General features: G+C 63.5%; 14 protein-coding genes. 12 read left to right on the top strand and 2 right to left on the bottom strand.

The window, feature by feature from the left end:
* Nucleotides 1–3: 3 nt before the first annotated feature.
* From BM317_RS18515 to BM317_RS18480, 8 genes are all read left to right on the top strand, one after another.
* Nucleotides 4–7239, top strand: a complete 7236-nt coding sequence (locus tag BM317_RS18515) for an Ig-like domain-containing protein (protein WP_092475584.1) — start codon at nucleotides 4–6, stop codon at nucleotides 7237–7239.
* A 40-nt stretch (nucleotides 7240–7279) separates the two neighbouring features.
* Nucleotides 7280–8791, top strand: coding sequence for a TolC family protein (locus BM317_RS18510; protein ID WP_092169355.1), 1512 nt, complete (start codon nucleotides 7280–7282; stop codon nucleotides 8789–8791).
* Between the two features lie 12 nt (nucleotides 8792–8803).
* Entirely contained in the window at nucleotides 8804–9589 is a 786-nt protein-coding gene (locus tag BM317_RS18505) for an aspartyl/asparaginyl beta-hydroxylase domain-containing protein (RefSeq protein WP_092169352.1), read from the top strand.
* Nucleotides 9577–10518, top strand: coding sequence for a sulfotransferase family protein (locus tag BM317_RS18500; RefSeq protein ID WP_092475581.1), 942 nt, complete (start codon nucleotides 9577–9579; stop codon nucleotides 10516–10518). The genes BM317_RS18505 and BM317_RS18500 overlap by 13 nt, the downstream gene beginning before the upstream one ends.
* A 277-nt stretch (nucleotides 10519–10795) precedes the next feature.
* On the top strand, nucleotides 10796–11050 hold the full coding sequence (locus tag BM317_RS18495; RefSeq protein WP_092169346.1) for a DUF2789 domain-containing protein: 255 nt from the start codon (nucleotides 10796–10798) through the stop codon (nucleotides 11048–11050).
* A gap of 216 nt (nucleotides 11051–11266) precedes the next feature.
* Nucleotides 11267–11848: an alpha/beta hydrolase gene (locus BM317_RS18490; RefSeq protein ID WP_060739717.1), complete on the top strand. Its 582-nt coding sequence runs from the start codon at nucleotides 11267–11269 to the stop codon at nucleotides 11846–11848.
* 47 nt (nucleotides 11849–11895) lie between these two features.
* Entirely contained in the window at nucleotides 11896–12831 is a 936-nt protein-coding gene (locus BM317_RS18485; RefSeq protein ID WP_092169343.1) for a sigma 54-interacting transcriptional regulator, read from the top strand.
* 314 nt (nucleotides 12832–13145) lie between these two features.
* Complete coding sequence (locus BM317_RS18480) at nucleotides 13146–13928, top strand: MetQ/NlpA family ABC transporter substrate-binding protein (RefSeq protein ID WP_092169340.1); 783 nt, start codon at nucleotides 13146–13148, stop codon at nucleotides 13926–13928.
* A gap of 340 nt (nucleotides 13929–14268) precedes the next feature.
* Here the strand turns inward: BM317_RS18480 and BM317_RS18475 are convergent, their stop codons facing one another.
* Complete coding sequence (locus tag BM317_RS18475; RefSeq protein ID WP_092169337.1) at nucleotides 14269–15429, bottom strand: AAA family ATPase; 1161 nt, start codon at nucleotides 15427–15429, stop codon at nucleotides 14269–14271.
* Between the two features lie 240 nt (nucleotides 15430–15669).
* Between BM317_RS18475 and BM317_RS18470 the strand changes: the two genes are divergently transcribed.
* From BM317_RS18470 to BM317_RS18460, 3 genes are read left to right on the top strand one after another with little or no spacing between them, the layout of a single operon-like run.
* On the top strand, nucleotides 15670–16773 hold the full coding sequence (locus BM317_RS18470; protein ID WP_092475578.1) for an efflux RND transporter periplasmic adaptor subunit: 1104 nt from the start codon (nucleotides 15670–15672) through the stop codon (nucleotides 16771–16773).
* Nucleotides 16770–17834: an efflux RND transporter periplasmic adaptor subunit gene (locus tag BM317_RS18465; protein ID WP_092169331.1), complete on the top strand. Its 1065-nt coding sequence runs from the start codon at nucleotides 16770–16772 to the stop codon at nucleotides 17832–17834. Before BM317_RS18470 ends, BM317_RS18465 begins: the two co-directional genes overlap by 4 nt.
* Nucleotides 17831–20878: an efflux RND transporter permease subunit gene (locus BM317_RS18460; protein ID WP_092169328.1), complete on the top strand. Its 3048-nt coding sequence runs from the start codon at nucleotides 17831–17833 to the stop codon at nucleotides 20876–20878. Before BM317_RS18465 ends, BM317_RS18460 begins: the two co-directional genes overlap by 4 nt.
* 187 nt (nucleotides 20879–21065) lie before the next feature.
* On the opposite strand, the gene BM317_RS18455 is transcribed toward BM317_RS18460, so the two are convergent.
* Nucleotides 21066–23285 (bottom strand): heavy metal translocating P-type ATPase, encoded by a 2220-nt coding sequence (locus BM317_RS18455; protein ID WP_092475574.1) that lies wholly within the window; start codon nucleotides 23283–23285, stop codon nucleotides 21066–21068.
* An 86-nt stretch (nucleotides 23286–23371) separates the two neighbouring features.
* Here BM317_RS18455 and cadR point away from each other — a divergent pair, with 86 nt between their 5' ends.
* Entirely contained in the window at nucleotides 23372–23818 is a 447-nt protein-coding gene (cadR, locus tag BM317_RS18450; protein WP_003196623.1) for a Cd(II)/Pb(II)-responsive transcriptional regulator, read from the top strand.
* Nucleotides 23819–23890: the final 72 nt, after the last annotated feature.

The following is a 23890-nucleotide window of genomic DNA, read 5'->3' as shown; positions in this document are numbered from 1 at the left end:
GTCATGTGGTGGAGCAAAGGCAAATCGCGGGTAACCGAGGGCGCACAGGCCCTGGCATCGCCAATGATCATGTCCCTGGAGCCGCGAATGCTGTTCGACGGCGCGGTGGCGGCAACCGTGGCCGACGCCGCGCAACCGGACGCGCAACCCACTGCCGAGGCGGCCAAGACGCCCACGGCGGACCAACCTGCCGACAGTCATGCACCCCAAGGCCAGGTCGATGCTACCCAGGCTGCCGTTCCCGGCAAGAGCGTGGTGTTCGTCGATTCCCGGGTCAAGGATTCCGCCAACCTGCTCGAAGGCGTGGCGCCCGGGACCCAGGTGGTGCAACTGGATGCCACCAAGGACGGCCTGCAACAGATCGCCGATTACCTGGACACCCACGAGGGCGTCAGCTCGGTGCAGATCATCGCCCACGGCAACGCCGGTGATTTGTGGCTGGGCAACAGCTACCTGTCGGCGGACAACGTCCAGGCCCGCAGCGAAGTGCTGGCGCAGATCGGCCAGGACATGAACGCCGGCGGCGATATCCTGATCTACGGCTGCTATACCGCCGAAGGCGAGCGTGGCCTGAGCCTGGTGGATTCATTGGCACAGTTGACCGGCCGTGACGTGGCCGCGTCGAACGACCGCACGGGCCTGGGCGGTGACTGGGACCTGGAAATCGCCACCGGCAACATAGAAAGCGCCAACGTGCTCTCGGCCAATGCCATGAGCGAGTACCAATGGGGCCTGGCCACCTGGACCGCCACCAACAATGCCAATTCCGGCGTGGGCTCCCTGCGCGCCGCCCTGGCTTCCGCCCAGAACGGCGATATCGTCACCTTCAACAGCAGCATGACGGTCGCCTTGACCCAGGTGCTGGTGGTGAACAAGAACGTCACGATCGACGGTGACCTCAACAACGACAACGTCGCCGATGTCACCCTGGACGGGCAGTTCCGCACCCAGGTGATCAACGTGACGGCCGGCACCACGGCCACCCTCGATGGCTTGGTGATTACCCGCGGCGTTGTGTCGGGCAACGGCAGTAACGGTGGTGACGATGCGCTGGTGGCCAAGGGCGGCGGGATCAACAACGCGGGTACCTTGACCCTGCGTAATGTCACGGTCACGGCTAACGCGGCGGCGGGCGGTGGTGGCGGTGGTGGTGTGACGCCGGAATACGCAGGTGGTGGTGGCGGCGGCGGTGGCGCGCTCGGTGGCGGGATCGGCGGGCGTGGCGGCGATACGCTCAACTCCTCAGGCTCCAACGGCTCGGCCAACCAGGGCGGTGCCGGTGGCGGCTTCTTCAACATCGGTGGCCGTGGCGGCTCCGCGACCGGCGGTGCCGGCGGCGCTGTCTATGCCGGCTACAGCACCGGTTCCTCCGGTGGCACGGCCAGCAGCGGCGGCTTGTCCATCGGCGGCGGCGGTGGTGGCGACGGCTATAACGACATCGGTGGTGCCGGTGGTGGCGCGGTTGGTGGTATCTACAACGACACGGGCGCAACCCTGCGGATCATTGGTAACTCGGTCATCTCCAACAACATCGGGGCGGGCGGTGGTGGCGGTGGCGGCGGTGCCGGCGGTGGCTACACCCAGGCGGGCGGCGCCGGTGGGGTGGGTGTCGGTGCTATCTGGAACAAGGGTTCGATCCTGATTACCGCGGCCAACTTCGCGGCCCTGTCCGGCAACGTTGGCGGCAGCGGCACTGGTGGAACGAGTGCCGGCACGGCAGGTGTCTCGCCGAGCTCGGTGGCCAACGTCTATGGCGATGGTGGCACCATCAATACCAACTATGTGCCGGACGAAACGCCGCCCACCGCGACCGTCGTCGTAGCCAACACCAACCTGAATTCTGGCGGCACGTCGCAGGTAACCATTACCTTCTCCGAGGCAGTCACGGGACTGACCGCGGCGGACCTGACCGTGCAGAACGGCACCATCGGCACGCTGACCAGCGGCGACGGCGGCGTCACCTGGACCGGTACGTTGACGGCGGCAAGCAACATCGCCGATACCACCAACATCATCACCTTGAACAACACCGGTGTGGCGGACCTGGCCGGTAACGCCGGGGTGGGCACCACCGATTCGAACAATTACGTGGTCAACGACACCGTGGCACCGACGGCGTCCATCGTGGTATCTGACACGGCCCTCAGGAGCGGTGAAACCTCGCTGGTGACCATCACCTTCTCCGAGGCGGTCAGCGGATTGACCACGGCCGACCTGACGGTGGCCAATGGCACCCTCAGCGGCCTGAGCAGCAGTGACGGCGGTATCACCTGGACAGCAACCCTGACACCCGACGCCGCTGTCACCGACACCAGCAATCTGGTGGTGCTGAACAATACCGGTGTCGCAGACCTGAGTGGCAATGCCGGTGTCGGCACCACCAACTCCAACAACTACGCTATCGACACCCTGCGCCCGACGGCCACTATCGTGGTCGCCGACACGGCGCTGAGCGCCGGTGAAACGTCCTTGGTGACCATTACCTTCAACGAGGCGGTGAGCGGTTTCACCGTCGCAGACCTGACGGTGGCCAACGGTATCGTTACCGGGCTGAGCACCAGCGATGGTGGTATCACCTGGACCGCAACCCTGACACCCGACGCCGCTATCACCGACACCACCAATCTGGTGGTGCTGAACAACAGCGGCGTTGCCGACCTGTCCGGCAACGTCGGTACCGGCACCACCGACTCGAACAACTACGCCATCGACACCCTGCGCCCGACCGCGACGATCGTGGTGGCCGACAACGCCCTGAACATCGGCGAAACCTCCCAGGTGACGATTACCTTCAGCGAGGCGGTGACGGGTTTCACCCTGGCCGACCTGACCGTTGCCAACGGCTCTCTGAGCGGACTAAGCAGCAGCGACGGTGGCATCACCTGGACCGCGACGCTCACCCCAAGCGCCAGTGCCACGGATGCCACCAACCTGATTGTCCTGGCCAATACTGGCGTACTGGACGCGGCCGGCAACGCTGGCACCGGTACCACCAGCTCCAACAACTATGCCGTCGACACCGCGCGCCCGACCGCGACTATCGTCGTCGCCGATAACGCCTTGAGGGTCGGCGAAACGTCCCTGGTGACCATCACCTTCAACGAGGCAGTGACCGGCTTCACCACCGCCGACCTGACGGTCGCCAACGGCACCCTGACCGGGCTGAGCACCAGCGACGGCGGTATCACCTGGACCGCGACACTGACCCCGAGCGCCAGCACCAGCGACGCCAGCAACCTGATCACCCTGGATAACACCGGCGTGGCGGACGCCGCCGGCAACGCCGGCAGCGGTACCACCGACTCCAACAACTATGCCATCGACACGGCGCGCCCCACCGCCACCATCGTCGTCGCCGATACGGCCGTCGCCCTGGGCGAAACCTCGGTGGTGACCATCACCTTCAACGAGGCGGTGACCGGCTTCACCCTGGCTGACCTGACGGTCGCCAACGGTAGCCTGAGCGGGCTGAGCACCAGCGACAACATTACCTACACCGCGACCTTTACCCCGAGCGTTGGCACCAGCGATGCCTCCAACCTGATCACGCTGAACAACACGGGCGTCGTGGATGGGGCGGGCAACGCTGGCAGCGGTACCACCGATTCCAACAATTACGTCGTCGACACGCTGCGTCCGACCGCGACCATCGTGGTGGCCGATACCGCATTGAGCGTCGGCGAAACCTCACTGGTGACCATAACGTTCTCCGAGGCGGTCAGTGGTTTCGACAATTCGGACCTGAGCGTGGCCAATGGCACCCTGAGCGCGGTCAGCAGCAGCGATGGCGGCATCACCTGGACTGCCACGTTCACCCCGGCCCTCGGAGTCAGCGACACCTCCAACGTCATCACCCTGAACAACACCGGCGTCAGCGATGCCGCAGGCAATACCGGCACCGGCACGACCAACTCCAACAACTACCAGGTCGACACCAACGTACCGACGGCGACTATCGTGATTGCCGATACCAGCTTGAGCATCGGCGAGACTTCAGTGGTTACCGTGACCTTCAACTCGGCGGTCAGTGGGTTCGACAATGCGGACCTGACCGTCAGCAACGGTACCCTGAGCACCATGAGCAGCACCGACGGCGGCGTCACCTGGACGGCCACGTTTACGCCGAGTGCGAGCATTTCCGATACCAGCAACGTGATCACCCTGGACAACACCGGCTTGATCAACGGCGCGGGCAATGCGGGCGTCGGCACCACCGATTCCAACAACTACGCGGTCGACACCGTGCGCCCCACCGCGACCATCGTCGTGGCCGACCCAACCGTCGCCATTGGCGAAACCTCGCTGGTGACCATTACCTTCAGCGAGGCCGTGACAAGCTTCACCCTGGCTGACCTGACCGTGAGCAATGGTTCCCTGAGCGGGCTGAGCACCAGCGACAACATTACCTTCACCGCGACCTTCACCCCGAGTGCGGGAGTCAGCGACAGTACCAACCTGATCAGCCTCAACAGTGGTTCGATCGCCGATGTGGCGGGCAACATCAACACCAGCGCTGCGGATTCGAACAACTACGCTGTCGATACCCTGCGTCCGACTGCGACCATCGTAATGGCCGATAGCAACCTGAGCGTCGGCGAAACCTCACTGGTGACCATCACCTTCAGCGAGGCGGTCAGTGGTTTCGACAACTCGGACCTGAGCGTGGCCAACGGCACCCTGAGCGCCGTGAGCAGCAGCGATGGCGGTATCACCTGGACGGCGATCTTCACCCCGGCCAGCGGCACGCGGGATGCCACCAACCTGATTGTCCTGAACAACAGCGGCGTGAGCGACGCGGCCGGCAACGCCGGTACCGGCACCAGCAACTCCGCCAACTACACCGTCGATACCCAGGTGCCGACGGCGACCATCGTGGTGGCCGATACGTCCCTGAGCATCGGTGAAACCAGCCAGGTGACCATCACCTTCAACGAAGCGGTGAGCGGTTTCGACAACAGCGATCTGACCGTCAGCAACGGCACGCTGAGCAACGTGTCGTCCTCCGACGGCGGCGTCACGTGGACGGCCACGTTCACACCGAGTGCGAGCATTGCCGATACCAGCAACCTGATCACCCTGGACAATACCGGTGTCGTCAACGTCTCAGGCAACGCTGGCGTCGGCACCACCGATTCGAACAACTACGCGATTGACACCGTGCGCCCAACGGCGACCATCGTCGTCGCCGACACCGCCATCGCCGCGGGCGAGACTTCCCTGGTGACCATCACCTTCAGCGAGGCCGTGACGGGCTTCACCACTGCCGACCTGACCGTCGCCAACGGGACCCTCAGCGGGTTGAGCAGCAATGACGGCGGCATTACCTGGACCGCAACTTTTACGCCTGCCGCCGGCATCACCGACACCAGCAACCTCATCACCCTCGCCAATGGCGGCGTCGCCGATCTGGCGGGCAACGTCGGCAGCGGCACCACCGATTCGAACAACTACAGCGTCGACAGCCAGCGTCCGACCGCCACCATCGTGCTGAGCGATTCGGTGTTGAAACCAGGTGAAACCGCCCAGGTGACCATCACCTTCAGCGAAGCGGTAACCGGCTTCAGCAACGCTGACCTGAGTGTGGCCAACGGCACCCTGAGCGCCGTCAGCAGCAGCGACGGCGGCCTGACCTGGACCGCGACCTTCACGCCAACCCTGGGCGTGACCGACGCCACCAACCTGATCAGCCTGGACAACACCGGCGTGAGCGATGCGGCCGGCAACACCGGGGCCGGTACCACCGACTCAGCCAACTATGCGGTCGAGACGCAGGTACCGACTGCCACGATCGTGGTGGCTGACAGTGCCCTGCAAATAGGGGAAACCTCACAGGTCACCATAACCTTCTCGGAAGCGGTCAGCGGCTTCGACAATGCCGACCTGAGTGTGAGCAACGGCACGTTGAGCAACGTCTCGTCCTCCGATGGCGGCGTGACCTGGACGGCGACGTTCACCCCGAGCGCGAGCATTACCGACACCAGTAACCTGATCACCCTGGACACCAGCGGCGTGGTCAACGCCTCGGGCAACAGCGGTGTCGGCGTGGTGAACTCCAATAACTACGCGATCGACACGGTTCGTCCTGGCGCGACCATCTCCCTGGGCGATACCACCCTGGGCATCGGCCAGAGCACCACCGTGACCATCACCTTCACCGAGGCGGTGTCCGGTTTCGACTTGTCGGACCTGAGCGTGGCCAATGGCGTGCTGTCCAACCTCGCCAGCAGCGACGGCGGCCTGACCTGGACGGCGACCCTGACGCCCACCGCGGGCGTCAGCGATGCCACCAACCTGATCCTGCTGGACACCGGCAACGTACAGGACCTCGCCGGCAACGTCGGAGCAGGCATTGCGATCTCCAGTAACTACGCGCTCGATGCCACCCGGCCGACAGCGACCATCGTGGTGGCCGATCCGAACCTGACCGTGGGCGAGACGACCCAGGTCACCATCACCTTCAGCGAGGCGGTGAGCAATTTCGATCTGTCGGACCTCAGCGTCACCAACGGCGAGCTGACCAACCTGACCAGCAGCGACGGCGGCAGGACTTGGACCGCGACGTTCACGCCCACGGTGAACCTCACTGACCCGAGCAATTTCATCGCCCTGGATACCAGCAACGTCAGCGACCTGAGCGGCAACACCGGGGCCAGCGTGGCGGTGTCCAACAACTATGCGATCGACACCGTGGTGCCCAACGATGTGAAGCCGCCACCGGAGTTCCTGACGTCCGACCCGGTCACGGTTACCCCGCCGGCCGAGGTGCCGCTGCAACCGATCGTCTTTACCCCGCCGACCGGCAACCTCGCTTCGCCGCTGGGCTTCCCGCCGCTGTTCGAGCAGCGGGACGTGGGCGCTGGCCTCAAGCCGATAGGGGATATTTTCATCAACCGGGGCCAACTGGCGCCGAGCTATATCGCCCAGGTGTTCAGCAACGATGCCTCTAGCGATGGTTCTGGCCAGGGGTTCCTGGGCTTTGGTGGGGGCGATGGCGGGGTGTTCGGCAGCAGCACGCTTTCGACCCTGTTCACCCAGGACTCCGCTTCCGAGGGCGATTCGATGGATGCCTTCGGCAGCCAGTCGATGCAGGGTGGCGATGTCTCCCAAGGGCTGCGCGGGACGTTCGGCGCGCCGACCTTGGGTCAGCAACTGCAACAGCTCAAGGACACTGAACAACGTCAGGTCGACAGCCTGGCAACGGCGTTACGACAGGTCGGCATCAGCCAGGCGCAGGCCTGAATTCTAAAAAATATTGGGGCAGCCAGGGGCAATCCAGGGAATGAATAGAAGTCAGAAGTTATTCGGTATGAGTTTGCTGGCGCTGGTGGTGAGTGGATGCGCGGTCACCAGCGATCCGATCGAGCGTAGCGTCAGCGAACAGCGCGCTCGAACTGACCTGCAGAATATGTACAAGGATCAGGAGCCGCTGAGCGGCCCACTGACCCTGCACCAGGCCATGGCCCGGGCGGTGAAGTACAACCTCGAAGGTCGTTTGAAGATCATGGAGGAGGCCCTGGCCAAGCGTCAGCTGGACCTGGCCAGTTTCGACATGCTGCCACGCATGGCCCTGGATGCCGGGTATGTGGGCCGCAACAACGTCAATGCCTCCAGCAGCCAGAGCGTGGAAACCGGTACCCAGTCCCTGGAACCGTCGACCTCCCAGGACCGCGACCGCGAAGTGGCGGACCTGACCATGGTCTGGAACGTGCTCGATTTCGGCGTGAGCTACATCAGTGCCAAGCAGGCCGGGGACCAGCGCCTGATCGTGCAGGAACGTCGGCGCAAGGTGATCAACACCATCGTCCAGGACGTGCGTTCGGCCTACTGGCGCGCCATGGCCGCCGAGCGCCTGCTCAAGCAGATCGACAGCCTGATGGCCCGGGTCGACGCGGCGCGGGGCAACAGCCAGAGCATGAGCGAACAGCGCATCGGCGACCCGGTGCAGGCCCTGGGTTACCAGCGTTCGCTGATCCAGGCCACCCGCCAGCTTGAAGAACAGCGCCGGGCGTTGTCCCTGGCCAAGACCGAACTGGCGACCCTGATCAACTTGCCCCTGGGCACCGAGCTGACTCTGGCGACCCAGGATGAATACACCATCCCGGAACTCAAGGTCGACCTGGCCCGTCTCGAACAGGAAGCCCTGGCCAGCCGCCCGGAACTGCGCGAGCAGGATTACCAGACCCGCATCACCGCCGCCGAAACCCGCAAGGCCATGTTGCGTCTGTTGCCGGGCCTGGAGTTTTCCGCCGGCGGGCATTACGACAGCAACTCGTTCCTGGTGGAGCAGGGCTGGGCTGACTACGGTGTGAAAGTCACCTGGAACCTGTTCAACGTGATCTCCGCCCCGGCGGCCATCGACGTGGCCAAGGCCGGTGAAGAAGTTGCGTCGGCGCGGCGCCAGGCGATGTCGATTGCCGTGCTGGCGCAGCTGTACGTGGCCAATGCCAACTATCGCGAAGCCCTGCGCCAGTTCAAGACCAGCCAGCAACTGTCGGACATCGACGGGCAGATCGTTGGCCAGTTGCGCAGCCGTCACCAGGCCGCGGGCATTGGCGAGCTGGACTTGATCCAGGGCGAACTGAACACCCTGCAGGCTGATCTGCGCCGGGACCTGGCCTATGCCGACCTGCGTAACGCCTACGGTCAGATCTTCGCCAGCGCCGGCCTCGATCCAATGCCGAACGAAGTGCAATCGACCGCAGTGCAATCGATCGCGACGGCGCTGGCGAACCGCGAAGCGGCCTGGGCCCAAGGGAACATCAACGTGCCAATGGCCGCTGTGCCCCAGTAACGGGCCTTGGGCATGACGCGCCCGGCGTTTTCCCGGCTGCCAGTGGCGGTGAACCTGCCGTTGCTGTTGCAGGCACTGGCCGCCATTGACGACGCGCGCTGGCAAGGGCATTTCAATAGTGCCTATTACAGCGGCGACTGGAGCGGGGTGGCGCTGATTTCGGCGGCGGATGCCGTCACCGAGCTGTCGCCCGGGCGCGGTCAGCCAAGTCAGCGTGCGCCTTGGCTGGCGGACGGTCGTTGGCATGAGGCGTTGCGCGACTGGTCCCTGGAGATCGTCTCGGCCCGGCTGCTGCGGCTGGGGCCCGGTGGGTGCATCCACGAGCATCGCGACTATGATCTGGGCGGGCCGGACGCCGACCTGCGCCTGCACGTTCCGCTGCTCAGCCCACCTGACGTGGACTTTTTCCTGGATGGACAAATCATGCCGATGACGGCCGGCGAGTGCTGGTTTCTCGACCTGGCGCGGCCTCACCGGGTGGTTAACCGAAGTGCTCATTCGCGGGTTCACCTGGTGCTCGATTGTCGCCCTGGGCCGTGGCTGGCCCAGCAGATTGCCGATGGGCTGCCCACCACGCCTGCCGCGGGCGTCAGACAAAGCGACTTCGCCCGTTTTCAGCAGCGCGTGGAAAGCGATCCGGACCTCGCCCGTACCTTGCAAAGCTTGCGCGACCTCGACGCTTTCATTGAATCCAGCCTGGCGCTGGGGGCTGAACGAGGGCTTCATTTCACCCGGGAAGAATTGCGGGCCGCCATGCGCAACGGTCGCCAGCAGTGGAGAACCCCGTGGAAGAACTGAACCTGCACGGTTGGTTGCCGATCCGCCTATGGCAAGAGGCCGGGCAGTGGTGGGTCGATTGGTGCTGGTTCGGCGACGCGCGTCTGTCACAGCCGTTCTTTGGCGATGCGGTGGAAGACGCCCTGCGCCTGCCCTTCAACCAGGCGTTCCGCCGCCGGACGCCCTTGGATGCACTCGGTCAGTGGCAACGCCAAACCCCGGGACTTGCGCCCAGCGCATTCATTTTCCATGCCTCCCGTTGCGGCTCGACATTGATCAGCCAGATGCTCGCCCAGTTGGACGACCATATCGTTATCTCGGAACCGCCACCGCTGGATACGCTGCTGCGCAGTGATTTGCCACCGGCCCAGCGGTGTGTGGCACTCAAGGGCTTGATGTCGGCCTACGGGCAGCGCCGCCGAGGTGTGGAGACACGCCTGGTGGTCAAGCTCGACGCCTGGAACATCGGTGAACTGCCGCTGCTGCGTGAGTGCTTTCCCGACACACCCTGGCTGTTCGTGTACCGCGACCCCTTGGAAATTTCGGTCTCCCACCTGCGGCGTCCCGGCGTGCACATGGTGCCGGGGATGATCGGGGCGACGGTCCTGGACGATGGATTGGCGTTTGGCAGCCAGGAAGATTTCATCTCGCGTCGGGTGGGGCGGCTGTTGGGAACAGGTTTGGAACACTGCCGGGCATTGGCTGGGATGGCGGTCAACTACACCGAACTGCCCGAGGCGATGACGGGCAGGTTGGCGGCGTTTTTCGGCCTCGATGATCGGCAATGCGAGCAAGTGTTCGCCACGGTTGGGCAGCATGCCAAGCAGCCGGCGCAGGCGTTTGTCGGTGACAGCGAGGGCAAGCGCCGAGAGGCTTCGGCGCTGTTGCGTGAGCGGGTCTTGTACTGGTCGCAGGGGCCCTATGAGGCGTTGAAGTCACTGCCCCTGTAGCGGGGGCGAGGGGATTTATCCCCGCTGGGTTGCGCAGCAGCCCTGAAGCAATGAACTCAATCTTCCTGGCACACCGAGTCGGCTGGTTTTGGGGGCTGCTTCGCAGCCCCGCGGGGATAAATCCCCTCGCCACAAAGACAGCCCCTAGGTCCATCGGAATGTTTATTCAAAGCCCAGTCGAGTCGGGGTTGATTGAATTTTGATCAGTCTGGCGGTCGGCGAGGGGCTAGACTGCCCAGGAGCGACCCCGCCATCCATCCATGTCCAGGAGCCCCCTATGGAACCGCCGATCCACACCCTTCGCGCATTGTTCAAGCAACTGGGCTTGCCCGATGACGCCATTGGCATTGACCAGTTCATCGCCACGCATTCACCCCTCAAGCCCGGGTTGCACTTGGCCGATGCGTTTTTCTGGAATGAGGGCCAGCGGCAAATGCTGCGCGAGGAAATCCTCGAGGATGCGGACTGGGCGGAAGTGATAGACCAGTTGGATGTGTTGTTGCGCAAGGGGCGTGGCGAGCGACCTGCCTGAGAGAACTGTGGGAGACCTGTGGGAGCGAGCTTGCTCGCGATAGCGAACGGTCAGTCGACATTGATGTAACAGGCACACCGCTATCGCGAGCGAGCTCGCTCCCACAGGTGTCAACCTGTTATTCGTTTTAAGTATTAACAAATAGCTTCTTATTCCTTAAATAATATAGCTCTCCTCCCTATACTCGTCCGGGAACAGACACGCAGGAGAGCACCCATGCGCAACGAATCGATTCGCTACCTGATTGTGCCGGGCTGGCAAGGATCGCCGGAAAATCATTGGCAAACCCACTGGCAGAACAGCCTGCCCAACAGTGCCAGGGTCGAGCAGGCCGACTGGGTGACGCCCCGGCGTGAAGACTGGGTCGCGGCGCTGGCCGAGGCCGTAGCCGCCGACAGCACGCCGGTGATCCTGATTGCCCATAGCCTGGGTTGCATCACGGTGGCCCATTGGGCCGCCACCGCGCCGGTTCAGTTTTTGCGGCAGGTGCGTGGAGCGTTGCTGGTGGCGCCGGCGGATGTCGAGCGGCCAGCCTGCGTCCCGGCGCTGCGCAACTTCGCGCCGATTCCCAGCGATCTGTTGCCGTTCCCAAGCCAAGTGGTCAGTTCCGACAACGACGACGCCGTGAGCGCCCCACGCGCCTTGGAACTGGCGCGCAACTGGGGGGCCGAGGCCGGGATCCTGGCGGGGGCGGGGCATATCAACGTGAAGTCCGGCCACCAGCGTTGGGAGCAGGGTTTCGCTTATCTCTATCGCCTGCAAAACCGCATGGAGCATCACGCCCTGCGTCGCGCCTGAATTTTTAGCGCCCCCCGTCTCCCGGCGGTCTGGGGCGGGAGCCCGCCATGAGTTTGCATGAAACCTTCGGTCAGCCCTTGCTGACCTTTCCCGATGCGGAAAAAAGCCCCCTGAGCATTCGCGCCAAGGCGCTGGTGTTCGTCGACCCCCGTTCACGGCAGTTGCGACAGGAGTTGGAGCAACTGGCGCCCCGTGCGATCTCGGTGCTGATACGCGGCGAAACCGGTAGCGGCAAGGAACTGCTGGCCCGGCATATCCATCGCGAAAGCGATCGCGGCGGATTGTTTGTGTCGGTCAACTGCGGCGCCATCAGCCCGACCTACGCCGACGCCGAACTGTTCGGGTATGCCGCCGGCAGCTACAGCGGCTCGGCCAGCAGCCGGGCCGGTTGGTTCGGTTCGGCCAACGGCGGCACCCTTTACCTGGATGAAATCGGCGATTTGCCGCTGCCGATCCAGATCAAGTTGCTGGCGGCCCTGGAGAACCACGAAGTCACCCGTGTCGGCGCCCATCAGCCCAGCCCGGTGGATGTCCGCCTGGTCGCGGCCACCAGTATCGACCTGGCGCAAGCGGTGGCGGCCGGGAAATTCCACGAACGGCTCTACCACTACCTGGGCGAAGGCCGATTGGAACTGCCGGCCCTGCGTGAACGGGTGGGCGATATTCTGTCCCTGGCCGAATACTTCCTGGGCATCTACAGCCAGCGACTCGGCCTGGCCGTGCCGCTGATCAGTGAAGCGGCGCAGCATGCCCTGGAACAGCACAGTTGGCCGGGCAACACCCGCGAGTTGGAAAACGTCATTCATTTCGCATTGCTGGTGAGTACGGGAGATGAGATTTTGCCGGAGCACTTGAATCTGCCTTCCCAACCTTCAGCCCTGGAGCTGATTGATCAGCAGGTGGCGCAGGTCATTGCCCAAGGTTCGCAAGCCGAGCGCGAAGCCCTCAGGGTGCTGCTCGATCGACTGGACCAAACGCTGTAGAAAACACTGGAACTCATGGCGAGGGGATTTATCCCCGCTGGGCTGCGGAGCAGCTCCTAAGCGATCGACGCTATCTGCCTGACACACCGGGCGCCGGCATTTAGGGTCGCTTCGCGCCCCAGCGGGGATAAATCCCCTCGCCACAAAAGCGGTGTTTTATATATGAGAAAAATGAATATGAACTTGAATAAAAGATATTGTTAAGGAATAAAAAATATCGGTATTGTCCGCATCACGCCAGCGATAGCACTTCACTGGCACACCCTCATTTAGCCGTCGTCCATGACGACTGTGATTTTCGATAAGGACACTGCATGAAAAAGGTTCTGTTGTTCACCGCATTGGCGGCAGCCCTGGCGTCGGGCCTGGCCCAGGCCGCGGAAAAACTGGTCGTGGCCGCCACGCCGGTGCCCCACGCTGAAATCCTCGAGCTGATCAAGCCAACCCTGGCCAAGGAAGGCGTGGATCTGGAAATCAAGGTCTTCACCGACTACGTCCAACCCAACGTGCAAGTTGACCAGAAACGCCTGGATGCCAACTACTTCCAGACCCTGCCGTACTTGAAGAACTTCAACGAAGGCAAAGGCACGAACCTGGTGACCGTGATCGGTGTTCACGTCGAACCGTTTGGTGGCTACTCGAAGAAGTACAAGACGCTGGCTGACCTGCCAGACGGCGCGACCATCGCGCTGCCCAACGAAGGCAGCAACAGCGGCCGTGCGCTGATCCTGTTGCAGAAGGCCGGCCTGATCGAGTTGAAAGACCCGAAAAACGCGTTGGCGACGCCGAAAGACATCGCCAAGAACCCGCGCAACTTCAAGTTCAAGGAGCTGGAATCGGCGATGCTGCCGCGGGTGCTGGACCAGGTCGACCTGGACCTGATCAACACCAACTATGCCTTGGAAGCGGGTCTTAACCCGGCCAAGGATGCCCTGGTGATCGAAGGTTCGGATTCGCCTTACGTCAACTTCCTGGTGGCCCGTCCGGACAACAAGGACAGCCCGGCCATCCAGAAACTGGCCAAGGCCCTGACCAGCCCTGAAGTGAAGGCGTTCATCGAGAAGAAATACAGCGGCGCGGTATTGCCGGCGTTCTGATTCGCGCGGTACACCCTTTCATGATTCCAAACGCCGACGGCTGATACAGCGTCGGCGTTTTTTACTGTGGGAGCTTGCTCCCACAGGGGATGGATCAGGCCTCCCCGCTCTTCAAAGCCCGGCGCAACGCCATCAACAATTTCAATATGTCCTGCGGTTCCAGTCGCTGCGGCACTTTTACGTCAGCCATGTTTTCTTCCTTGTAATGGTGAGGGGGATGGCGAAAAAGATCCTCCCTGCGGCGCAAGGAAAATAGTCGTCTTTGTTCTTCGCGGCAAATCCGGGGATAGGTTTTTGCGTGACATCAAGAAGCTCGCGAAAGCGGTTTGTCAGGTGTGGCCTAGTCCGGCCAATGCCACGCCGGCTCATCCAGCGCCCGCTGCCCGACGATCCCGGTCTGTCCAAGGTCTTTCTCCAGCACGATGCAATTGCACTGCTCATCCTGTTCCAGGGCGGCGATCAGGCGCGTGGCGTGGGACACGACCCAGACCTGGCAATTTGCCGAGGCGCGGATGATCAACCGTGCCAGGGCCGGCAACAGGTCCGGGTGCAGGCTGGTTTCCGGTTCGTTGAGCACCATCAGCGAAGGCGGTCGAGGGGTGAGCAGGGCGGCCACCAGCAACAGGTAGCGCAGGGTCCCGTCCGACAGTTCGGCGGCGGACAGCGGCCGCAGCAGGCCATGTTGTTGAAACGCGATGGCGAAACGTCCGCCTTGCAGTTTCTCGATGTTCAGGCGGGCACCGGGGAACGCATCGCCGATGGCGGCATGCAGGGCTTCGTCGTCACCGATTTCAAGGATGGTCTGCAGGGCGGCGGCCAGGTCGCGTCCGTCGTGGTGCAGCACCGGCGTGCGGGTGCCCAGTTGCGGTTGGCGCACCGGGGCGTCGGCGTCGCTGCGAAAATGGTCATAGAAGCGCCAGCGACGGATGAACTCGCGCATCTGCAGGACCTCCGGCGAAGTGCGCAGGCTGCCGACTTGGTCGAACAGGCTGTCGAAGGTGGGCGTGTGCTGGGCCAGCACATCCCAGGAACGGCCTTCGCGGGCACGGATCATTGGCCCGTTGCGGTCCACCAGCAGGCTGGCGGGCCGAAACACCGGGCCGGCCCAGATGCATTCGCGCTTGATTTCAGGGTCCAGCGAGAACGCTGAACTGCTGGGCTCCGGCAAGCCCAGGGCGATCGAGTAGCTGAAGTCTTCCCCGGCGAAACCCAGGCGCAGGCGCTTGGTGCCCTGGCGCACAATCGCCTGGACCGGCACCTCGCCGTTACGCATGCGGCGGCTGATTTCCTCCGGGCCGGCCCAGAAGGTCGATTCGAGTCCGCCTTCACGGGCCAGGGCATTGACCACCCCACCCTGGGCCGTTTCGGCAAGCAGGCGCAGGGCACGGTACAGATTGGATTTGCCGCTGCCGTTGGGGCCGGTGATCAGGTTCAGCCGGCCCAGGGGGATGACCAATTTATTGATCGATCGGTAGTTGGCCACCGCTAATGTCTTGAGCATGAGCAGACTCCTGCTGCATGGGTTCGTAGGAGCTGTCGAGCGAAGCGAGGCTGCGATCTTTTGATCTTTCGCTTGAGATTCAACTGTCAGAGGAAAGATCGCAGCCTCGCTTCACTCGACAGCTCCTACAGGAGGCGATCAGTTTGCCTGATTTGCTGCACCCATTGTATTCGCGGAACCCTGTTCTAAGCTCACAGTCGTATCGTCACTGGTACGTCCGTACAACGCAAAGGAGTCTGCATGACTGGTCCCGGAATCAAATGGGTTATTGGTTTGGGCGTGTGTGCATTGTTGACGGGGTGCGGTGATAAGAAGCCCGAAGAAAAAGCCCTGCCGCGGGTTTTCGTGCAGCAAGCCGTGCCCAGTGAATACGCAGCCTCGGTGACCCTGACCGGCGATGTCCAGGCGCGGGTGCAGACCGATCTGTCTTTTCGTGTGGGCGGCAAGATCATCGAGCGCAAGGCCGATGTCGGTGACCGGGTCTCGGCTCGGCAAGTGCTGGCTCGGCTCGATCCCCGGGACCTGCAGACCAACGTCGACTCCGCCGAGGCCCAGGTGGCCGCCGAGCAGGCGCGGGTCAAGCAGAGTGCGGCGGCGTTCGTACGCCAGCAGAAACTCCTGCCCAAGGGCTACACCAGCCAGAGCGAATACGACGCGGCCCAGGCTCAACTGCGCAGCAGCCAGAGTGCGCTGAGCGCCGCCCAGGCCCAATTGGCCAACGCCCGTGAGCAACTGAGCTACACCGCGCTGATTGCCGAGGCTCCGGGCATCATCACCGCGCGCCAGGCGGAAGTCGGCCAGGTGGTGCAGGCCACGGAGCCGATCTTCAGCCTGGCCCGGGACGGTGAGCGCGACGCGGTGTTCAACATCTACGAATCGCTGTTGAGCGAACCGTCGTCGGACCCTGCAATCACCATCAGCCTGCTGGATGACCCCGCCGTCAAGACCACCGGCACGGTACGCGAAATCACTCCCGCAGTGTCTGCCCAGACCGGCACCGTGCAGGTCAAGGTCACCCTCAATGATTTGCCCGAAGGCATGCGCCTGGGGTCGGTGGTCAGCGCCACGGCCAAATCCGCCGGCAAGACTGCCTTCGAGCTGCCTTGGTCGGCCCTGACCAAGAACCTCAGTGAGCCGGCCGTATGGCTGGTGGATGGTGAGGGCAAGGCGCAGTTGCAAACGGTGACGGTCGGCCGCTACCTGACCGGCAAGGTCATCATCAGCGACGGCCTCAAGGGTGGTGAGAAAATCGTCACCGCAGGCGGGCAGTTGCTGCACCCCGGTGTACGCGTCGAGATCGCTGAAAACACCTATGGAAAATCCAAGCCGGGAGCCCAGCCATGAAGCGTTTGTGGATGGTCTCGGCCGGCCTGTTGTTGGCCGCCTGCTCCAAGGAAGAGGCGCCGCCCGAACCGGTGCGCCCGGTGTTGTCCGTTGAGGTCCGGGCCCTTGACCAGCAGGCACTCGGGCGGTTCGCCGGGAATATCCAGGCGCGATACGAGAGCAACGTGGGTTTCCGCGTGCCAGGCCGCATCGCCAGCCGCAATGTCGATGTCGGTGCTGAAGTGAAGAAGGGCGACTTGCTCGCCACGCTCGACCCCACCGACCAGCAGAACCAGTTGCGCGCCGCCCAAGGCGACCTGGCACGGATCGAGGCGCAGTACATCAATGCCCAGGCCAATGCCCGTCGCCAGCAGCAATTGTTCGACCGTGGCGTTGGGGCCCAGGCGCAACTGGACATCGCCCAGACCGATCTGAAAACCACCGGCGCCTCTCTCGAACAGGCCCGGGCCTCGGTGGAGCAGGCCCGCGACCAGCTCAACTACAGCGAGCTGCGTACCGACCACGACGCCATCGTCACTGCCTGGAATGCCGAAGCGGGGCAGGTGGTCACCGCCGGCCAACAAGTGGTGACCCTGGCCCGCCCGGACGTCAAGGAAGCGGTGATCGACTTGCCGGCCGGGCTGGTCGAGCGCCTGCCCACGGACGTGGTGTTCGAGGTCGCGGCGCAATTGGACCCGACGATCCACACCAGCGCCATCGTGCGTGAGATCGAGCCCCAGGCCCAGAGCGCTACCCGCACCCGCCGCGCGCGCCTGACGCTGACCGACACACCGCCAGGTTTTCGCCTGGGCACGGCCATCAGCGTGACCTTGAGCTCGACCATCGAACCACGCATCGAGCTGCCGCTCAGCGCCCTGCAAGAGATCGACGGCAAGGTGCGCATCTGGCTCATCGACCCGCAGAACCAGACCGTCTCCCCCCGTGAAGTACGGATTCTCGAACGCTCCAATGACGCGGTGCTGGTGGCCAACGGCATCAAGGCCGGCGACCGCGTGGTCAGCGCCGGCGTGAACAGCCTCGAGCCGGGGCAGAAAGTGAAACTCGACGAGGACGCACGATGAAAGGGCCTTTCAACTTATCCGAATGGGCCCTGCGGCATCAGTCATTCGTCTGGTACCTGATGTTCGTGGCGCTGTTGATGGGCGTGTTCTCGTACATGAACCTGGGGCGGGAGGAAGACCCCTCGTTCACCATCAAGACCATGATCATCCAGACCCGCTGGCCGGGGGCGACCCAGGAGGAAACCCTCAAGCAGGTCACCGACCGCATCGAGAAGAAACTCGAAGAGCTCGACTCCCTCGACTATGTCAAAAGCTACACCCGTCCGGGCGAATCGACGGTGTTCGTGTACCTGCTCGACACCACCGGGGCCAAGGACATCCCCGAGATCTGGTACCAGGTCCGCAAGAAGATCGACGACATTCGTGGCGACTTCCCCCAGGGGCTGCAGGGCCCGGGTTTCAACGACGAGTTCGGTGACGTGTACGGTTCGGTGTACGCCTTCACCGGCGACGGTCTGTCGATGCGCCAGTTGCGCGACTACGTGGAGCAGGTGCGCGCCGAGATTCGCGACGTGCCCGGGCTGGGCAAGGTGGAAATGCTCGGCGAACAGGATGAAGTGCTGTACCTGAACTTCTCCACGCGCAAACTCGCTGCGCTGGGCATCGATCAGCGCCAGGTGGTGCAGAGCCTGCAATCGCAGAATGCCGTGACGCCGGCCGGGGTGATCGACGCGGGGCCGGAGCGGATATCCGTGCGTACGTCCGGGCAGTTCCAGTCGGAAAAAGACCTGGCCAACGTCAACCTGCGGCTCAATGACCGGTTCTATCGACTGGCCGACATCGCCGACATCAGCCGGGGTTATGTCGACCCCGCTACACCGATGTTCCGCTTCAACGGCACGCCGGCCATCGGTCTCGCCATCGCGATGAAGAAGGGTGGCAACATCCAGGATTTCGGCAAGGCGCTGCATGCGCGCATGAACGAACTGACCGCCGACCTGCCGGTGGGCGTTGGCGTGCACACTGTGTCGGACCAGGCCGAGGTGGTGGAAGAGGCCGTCGGCGGCTTTACCAGCGCCTTGTTCGAGGCGGTGATCATCGTCCTGGTCGTCAGCTTCATCAGCCTTGGCGTACGGGCCGGGCTGGTGGTGGCCTGTTCGATCCCACTGGTGCTGGCGATGGTCTTCCTGTTCATGGAATACAGCGGCATCACCATGCAGCGGATTTCCCTCGGCGCGTTGATCATCGCCCTCGGCCTGCTGGTGGACGATGCAATGATTACCGTGGAGATGATGGTCACGCGCCTGGAAAAAGGTGACAGCAAGGAGCAGGCCGCGACCTTTGCCTATACCTCGACGGCATTCCCGATGCTCACCGGGACCCTGGTGACTGTCGCCGGTTTCGTGCCCATCGGCCTGAATGCGAGTTCCGCCGGTGAGTACACCTTCACCCTGTTCGCGGTCATCGCCGTGGCGATGCTGGTGTCGTGGATCGTCGCGGTGCTGTTTGCCCCGGTGATCGGCGTGCATATTCTCAGCACCAACGTCAAACCTCACAGCGCCGAGCCGGGGCGGATCGGCCGGGCGTTCAACGGCGGCCTGCTGTGGGCGATGCGCAATCGCTGGTGGGCCATTGGCATCACGGTGTTGCTGTTCGTGCTGGCGGTGTTTTGCATGCGCTTCGTGCAGAACCAGTTTTTTCCATCGTCGGACCGACCGGAAATCCTGGTGGACCTCAACCTGCCGCAAAACGCCTCGATGGACGAGACCCGCAAAGCGGTCGACCGCCTGGAAGCGACCCTCAAGGGTGACCCGGACATCGCGCGCTGGAGCACCTACATCGGCGAAGGCGCGATTCGCTTCTACCTGCCGCTGGACCAGCAATTGCAGAACCCCTACTACGCGCAACTGGTGATCGTCAGCAAGGGCCTGGAGTCGCGCAACGCCCTGACCGAGCGCCTGCAAAAGCGTCTGCGCGAGGATTTCGTCGGCATTGGCAGCTACGTGCAGGCCCTGGAAATGGGCCCGCCGGTGGGCCGGCCGATCCAGTACCGGGTCAGCGGCAAGGACGTCGACCAGGTGCGCAAGCACGCCATCGAGCTGGCCACCGAGCTGGACAAGAACTCGCACATCGGCGAAATCATTTACGACTGGAACGAGCCGGGCAAGGTCCTGCGCATTGATATCGCCCAGGACAAGGCGCGGCAATTGGGCTTGTCTTCCGATGATGTGGCCAGACTGATGAACAGCATCGTCAGTGGCTCGCCGGTGACCCAGGTCAACGACGATATCTACCTGATCGATGTGGTCGGCCGCGCTGAAGATGCCGAGCGCGGTTCGCCGGAAACCCTGCAGAACCTGCAAATCGTCACCCCGAGTGGCACTTCGATTCCGTTACTGGCGTTTGCCACGGTGCGCTATGAACTGGAGCAGCCGTTGGTGTGGCGTCGCGACCGCAAGCCGACCATCACCATCAAGGCCGCAGTGCGCGACGAGATCCAGCCCACCGACCTGGTCAAGCAACTGCAACCGGACATCGACAAGTTCGCCGCCGGCCTGCCGGTGGGTTACAAGGTCGCCACGGGCGGCACGGTGGAAGAAAGCAGCAAGGCCCAAGGGCCGATCGCCAGCGTCGTGCCGCTGATGCTGTTTCTGATGGCGACCTTCCTGATGATCCAGCTGCACAGCGTGCAGAAACTGTTCCTGGTGGCCAGCGTCGCGCCCCTCGGGCTGATCGGCGTGGTGCTGGCGCTGGTGCCGACGGGCACGCCCATGGGCTTCGTGGCGATCCTCGGGATCCTGGCCTTGATCGGCATCATCATCCGTAACTCGGTGATCCTGGTGACCCAGATCGATGAATACGAACGTGACGGCTACGAGCCCTGGGACGCCGTGGTGGAGGCCACCGAACATCGGCGCCGGCCGATCCTGCTCACGGCCGCCGCGGCGAGCCTGGGGATGATCCCGATTGCCCGGGAAGTGTTCTGGGGGCCGATGGCCTACGCGATGATCGGCGGGATCATCATCGCCACGCTGCTGACGCTGCTGTTCCTGCCGGCGCTGTATGTGGCCTGGTACAAGATCCGCGAGCCCAAGCGCGATTGATACGGCCGCACAATTGCTCTTGTGGCGAGGGGATTTATCCCCGCTGGGCTGCGAAGCAGCCCCAAAAGGCTGTCAGCCCGGTATGTCAGGTTGAGTGAGGTTGCTCTCTTTGGGGCTGCGGTGCAGCCCAGCGGGGATAAATCCCCTCGCCACAGGTTAGGTGTCTGGTCTCGGCTGCGCGCCCTTTTTACTTGCGCAACAACCGCAACCCATTGAACACCACCAACAAACTCACCCCCATGTCGGCAAACACCGCCATCCACATGGTGGCAAGCCCGGCGAAGGTGAACCCAAGGAAAATCGCCTTGATCACCAACGCCAGGGCAATGTTTTGCTTGAGGATGCTGGACGTCTGCCGCGACAGGCGAATGAACGCCGGAATCTTGCGCAGATCATCGTCCATCAGCGCGACGTCGGCGGTCTCGATGGCCGTGTCGGTGCCGGCCGCCGCCATGGCGAAGCCGATTTCCGAGCGGGCCAGGGCCGGGGCGTCGTTGATGCCGTCGCCGACCATGCCGACGCGGTGACCTTGGGCATACAGCGCTTCAATGGCTTGCAGCTTGTCTTCCGGCAACAAGTCCCCCCGCGCCTGATCCATGCCCACCTGCGCGGCAATTGCTTCGGCGGTGTGGGCGTTGTCGCCAGTGAGCATCAGGGTCTTGATGCCCAGGTCGTGCAATTGCCGGATGGCTTCGCGGCTGGAGTCCTTTACGGTGTCGGCCACGGCAAACAGCGCCAGGGGGCCTGTAGCGTCGAGCAGCAGCACCACCGACTTGCCTTGTTTTTCCAGGGCGAAGAGTTTTTCTTCCAGCTCGGGAGAGCACAGGCCGAGGTCTTCCACCAGGCGGTGATTGCCCAAGTGATAGGTCTGGCCGCCGATGTCGCCGCGCACGCCGCGCCCGGCAAGCGCCTCAAAGTTATCCACAACCTGCGGGGCCAGTTGCTTATCCACCGCCGCATTGGTAATTGCCCGGGACACCGGGTGGTCGGAACGGGCGGCGAGGCTGGCGGCCAGGGCCGGGGCGGTGCTTTGCACCGTCGGGTCCAGGACCACGTAGTCGGTTTGCACCGGTTTGCCGTGGGTGATCGTGCCGGTCTTGTCCAAGGCCAGGTAGTCGAGCTTGTAGCCGCCCTCCAGGTAAACGCCGCCCTTGACCAGGATGCCTTTGCGCGCCGCGGCGGCGAGGCCGCTGACGATGGTCACCGGGGTGGAAATCACCAGTGCGCAAGGGCAGGCCACCACCAGCAGCACCAGCGCCCGGTAGATCCAGTCGAACCACGCCGCGCCCATGAACAGCGGGGGGATGACGGCCACGGCCAAGGCCAGGGCAAACACCGCCGGGGTGTAGATTTTCGAGAACTGATCGACGAAACGCTGGGTCGGTGCGCGGGAGCCCTGGGCTTGTTCCACGGCGTGGATGATCCGCGCCAGGGTGGATTGGTCGGCCGCCGCGGTCACGGTGTATTCCAGTTCGCCGGCCTGGTTGATGGTGCCGGCGAATACTTTGTCGCCGACGGTTTTTTCCACCGGCAGGCTTTCGCCGGTGATCGGTGCCTGGTCGAGGGTGGAGCGGCCGGCGACCACGTCACCGTCCAGGCCCACGCGTTCGCCGGGGCGCACCCGCACCCGCGCGCCCAGGGCAATGGCCTTGACCTCTTGCACCTGCCAGCTGCCATCGGCCTGTTGCACGGTGGCTTGTTCCGGGGCCATCTGCATCAGGCCACTGATGGCGTTGCGCGCCCGGTCCAGGGATTTGGCCTCGATCAGCTCGGCCACGGTGAACAGGAACATCACCATCGCCGCTTCCGGCCATTGGCCGATCAGCACGGCACCGGTCACGGCGATGCTCATCAGCGCATTGATGTTCAGGTTGCGGTTCTTCAGGGCGATCCAGCCCTTCTTGTACGTGCCCAGGCCACCGCTGAGGATCGACACCAACGCCACCAGCGCGACCACCCAGTTGGGCGCGGCATTGGTGAAATGGATCAGCTCGGCGCCCAAAGCCGTCACGCCGGACAGCGCCAACGGCCACCAGGGTTTGGCCGGGGCGGGCAGGTCGTTGGTTTGCGATTTCTGGCCCGGGGTCAGCGGGTCGGCCTGCATCCCTAAGGACTCGATGGCCTGGATGATCGGCGCGTCGCTGGGCAAATCGTGAGTCACGCCGAGCACGCGGTTGATCAGGTTGAATTCCAGTCGCTGCACGCCTTCGAGCTTGCCGAGCTTGTTCTGGATCAGCGTCTGCTCGGTGGGGCAGTCCATGGCTTCGATGCGGAAACTGCTCAGCCGCGCACCGTCCGTCGGCGTTTTGCCGAGGTTGACCACCGCTGGCGCCGCTTTCGAGGTGCAGCAGGAATGCCCGTGGTCATGGCCGTGGCCGGGTTTGTGGGTGTGAAGGGAATCGCTCATCGGGTGACGTCCGTGAAAAGTGCCTGTTGCGCAGTAAAGACCCTGTAGCCACTATAGGGTCAAGCACCTATTTGGAAGGCTGCATCATGAAGATCGGAGAACTGGCGAAAATCACCGACTGCCAGGTCGAAACCATCCGCTATTACGAGCGCGAAGGCCTGCTGCCGGAACCGGCCCGCAGCGACGGCAATTACCGCGTCTATACCCAGGCCCATGCCGAGCGGCTGACGTTCATCCGCAACTGCCGCACCCTGGACATGACCCTGGAAGAAATCCGCAGCCTCCTGGCCCTGCGCGACAGCCCCCAGGACCAGTGCGAAAGCGTCAATGCGCTGATCGACGAACACATCCAGCACGTCAAGGCCCGCATCGATGGCCTGCTGGCCCTGCAGACGCAACTGATCGACCTGCGCCATCGCTGTGGCGAAGGGCCGGACCTGGATCAATGCGGGATCTTGCAGCGGTTGGAGGTGAGCGGGGCCGTGGCACCGGAGGTGGAGCATTCGCATGTGGGGCGTAGTCATGGGCATTGAGTGCCCTTGTGTTTGATCGTTCCCACGCTCTGCGTGGGAATGCAGCCCGGGACGCTCCGCGTCCCTGTGTGA

Source organism: Pseudomonas sp. NFACC24-1, from assembly GCF_900115235.1.
Classification (GTDB): Bacteria; Pseudomonadota; Gammaproteobacteria; order Pseudomonadales; family Pseudomonadaceae; genus Aquipseudomonas; species Aquipseudomonas fluorescens_AA.
This window is presented reverse-complemented; position numbering and strand designations above follow the sequence as displayed.

Coding starts and splice junctions, on each gene's coding strand:
- BM317_RS18515 (WP_092475584.1), top strand. CDS start 4: ATGTGGTGGAGCAAAGGCAAATCGCGGGTAACCGAGGGCGCACAGGCC.
- BM317_RS18510 (WP_092169355.1), top strand. CDS start 7,280: ATGAATAGAAGTCAGAAGTTATTCGGTATGAGTTTGCTGGCGCTGGTG.
- BM317_RS18505 (WP_092169352.1), top strand. CDS start 8,804: ATGACGCGCCCGGCGTTTTCCCGGCTGCCAGTGGCGGTGAACCTGCCG.
- BM317_RS18495 (WP_092169346.1), top strand. CDS start 10,796: ATGGAACCGCCGATCCACACCCTTCGCGCATTGTTCAAGCAACTGGGC.
- BM317_RS18490 (WP_060739717.1), top strand. CDS start 11,267: ATGCGCAACGAATCGATTCGCTACCTGATTGTGCCGGGCTGGCAAGGA.
- BM317_RS18485 (WP_092169343.1), top strand. CDS start 11,896: ATGAGTTTGCATGAAACCTTCGGTCAGCCCTTGCTGACCTTTCCCGAT.
- BM317_RS18480 (WP_092169340.1), top strand. CDS start 13,146: ATGAAAAAGGTTCTGTTGTTCACCGCATTGGCGGCAGCCCTGGCGTCG.
- BM317_RS18475 (WP_092169337.1), bottom strand. CDS start 15,429: ATGCTCAAGACATTAGCGGTGGCCAACTACCGATCGATCAATAAATTG.
- BM317_RS18470 (WP_092475578.1), top strand. CDS start 15,670: ATGACTGGTCCCGGAATCAAATGGGTTATTGGTTTGGGCGTGTGTGCA.
- BM317_RS18465 (WP_092169331.1), top strand. CDS start 16,770: ATGAAGCGTTTGTGGATGGTCTCGGCCGGCCTGTTGTTGGCCGCCTGC.
- BM317_RS18460 (WP_092169328.1), top strand. CDS start 17,831: ATGAAAGGGCCTTTCAACTTATCCGAATGGGCCCTGCGGCATCAGTCA.
- BM317_RS18455 (WP_092475574.1), bottom strand. CDS start 23,285: ATGAGCGATTCCCTTCACACCCACAAACCCGGCCACGGCCATGACCAC.
- cadR (WP_003196623.1), top strand. CDS start 23,372: ATGAAGATCGGAGAACTGGCGAAAATCACCGACTGCCAGGTCGAAACC.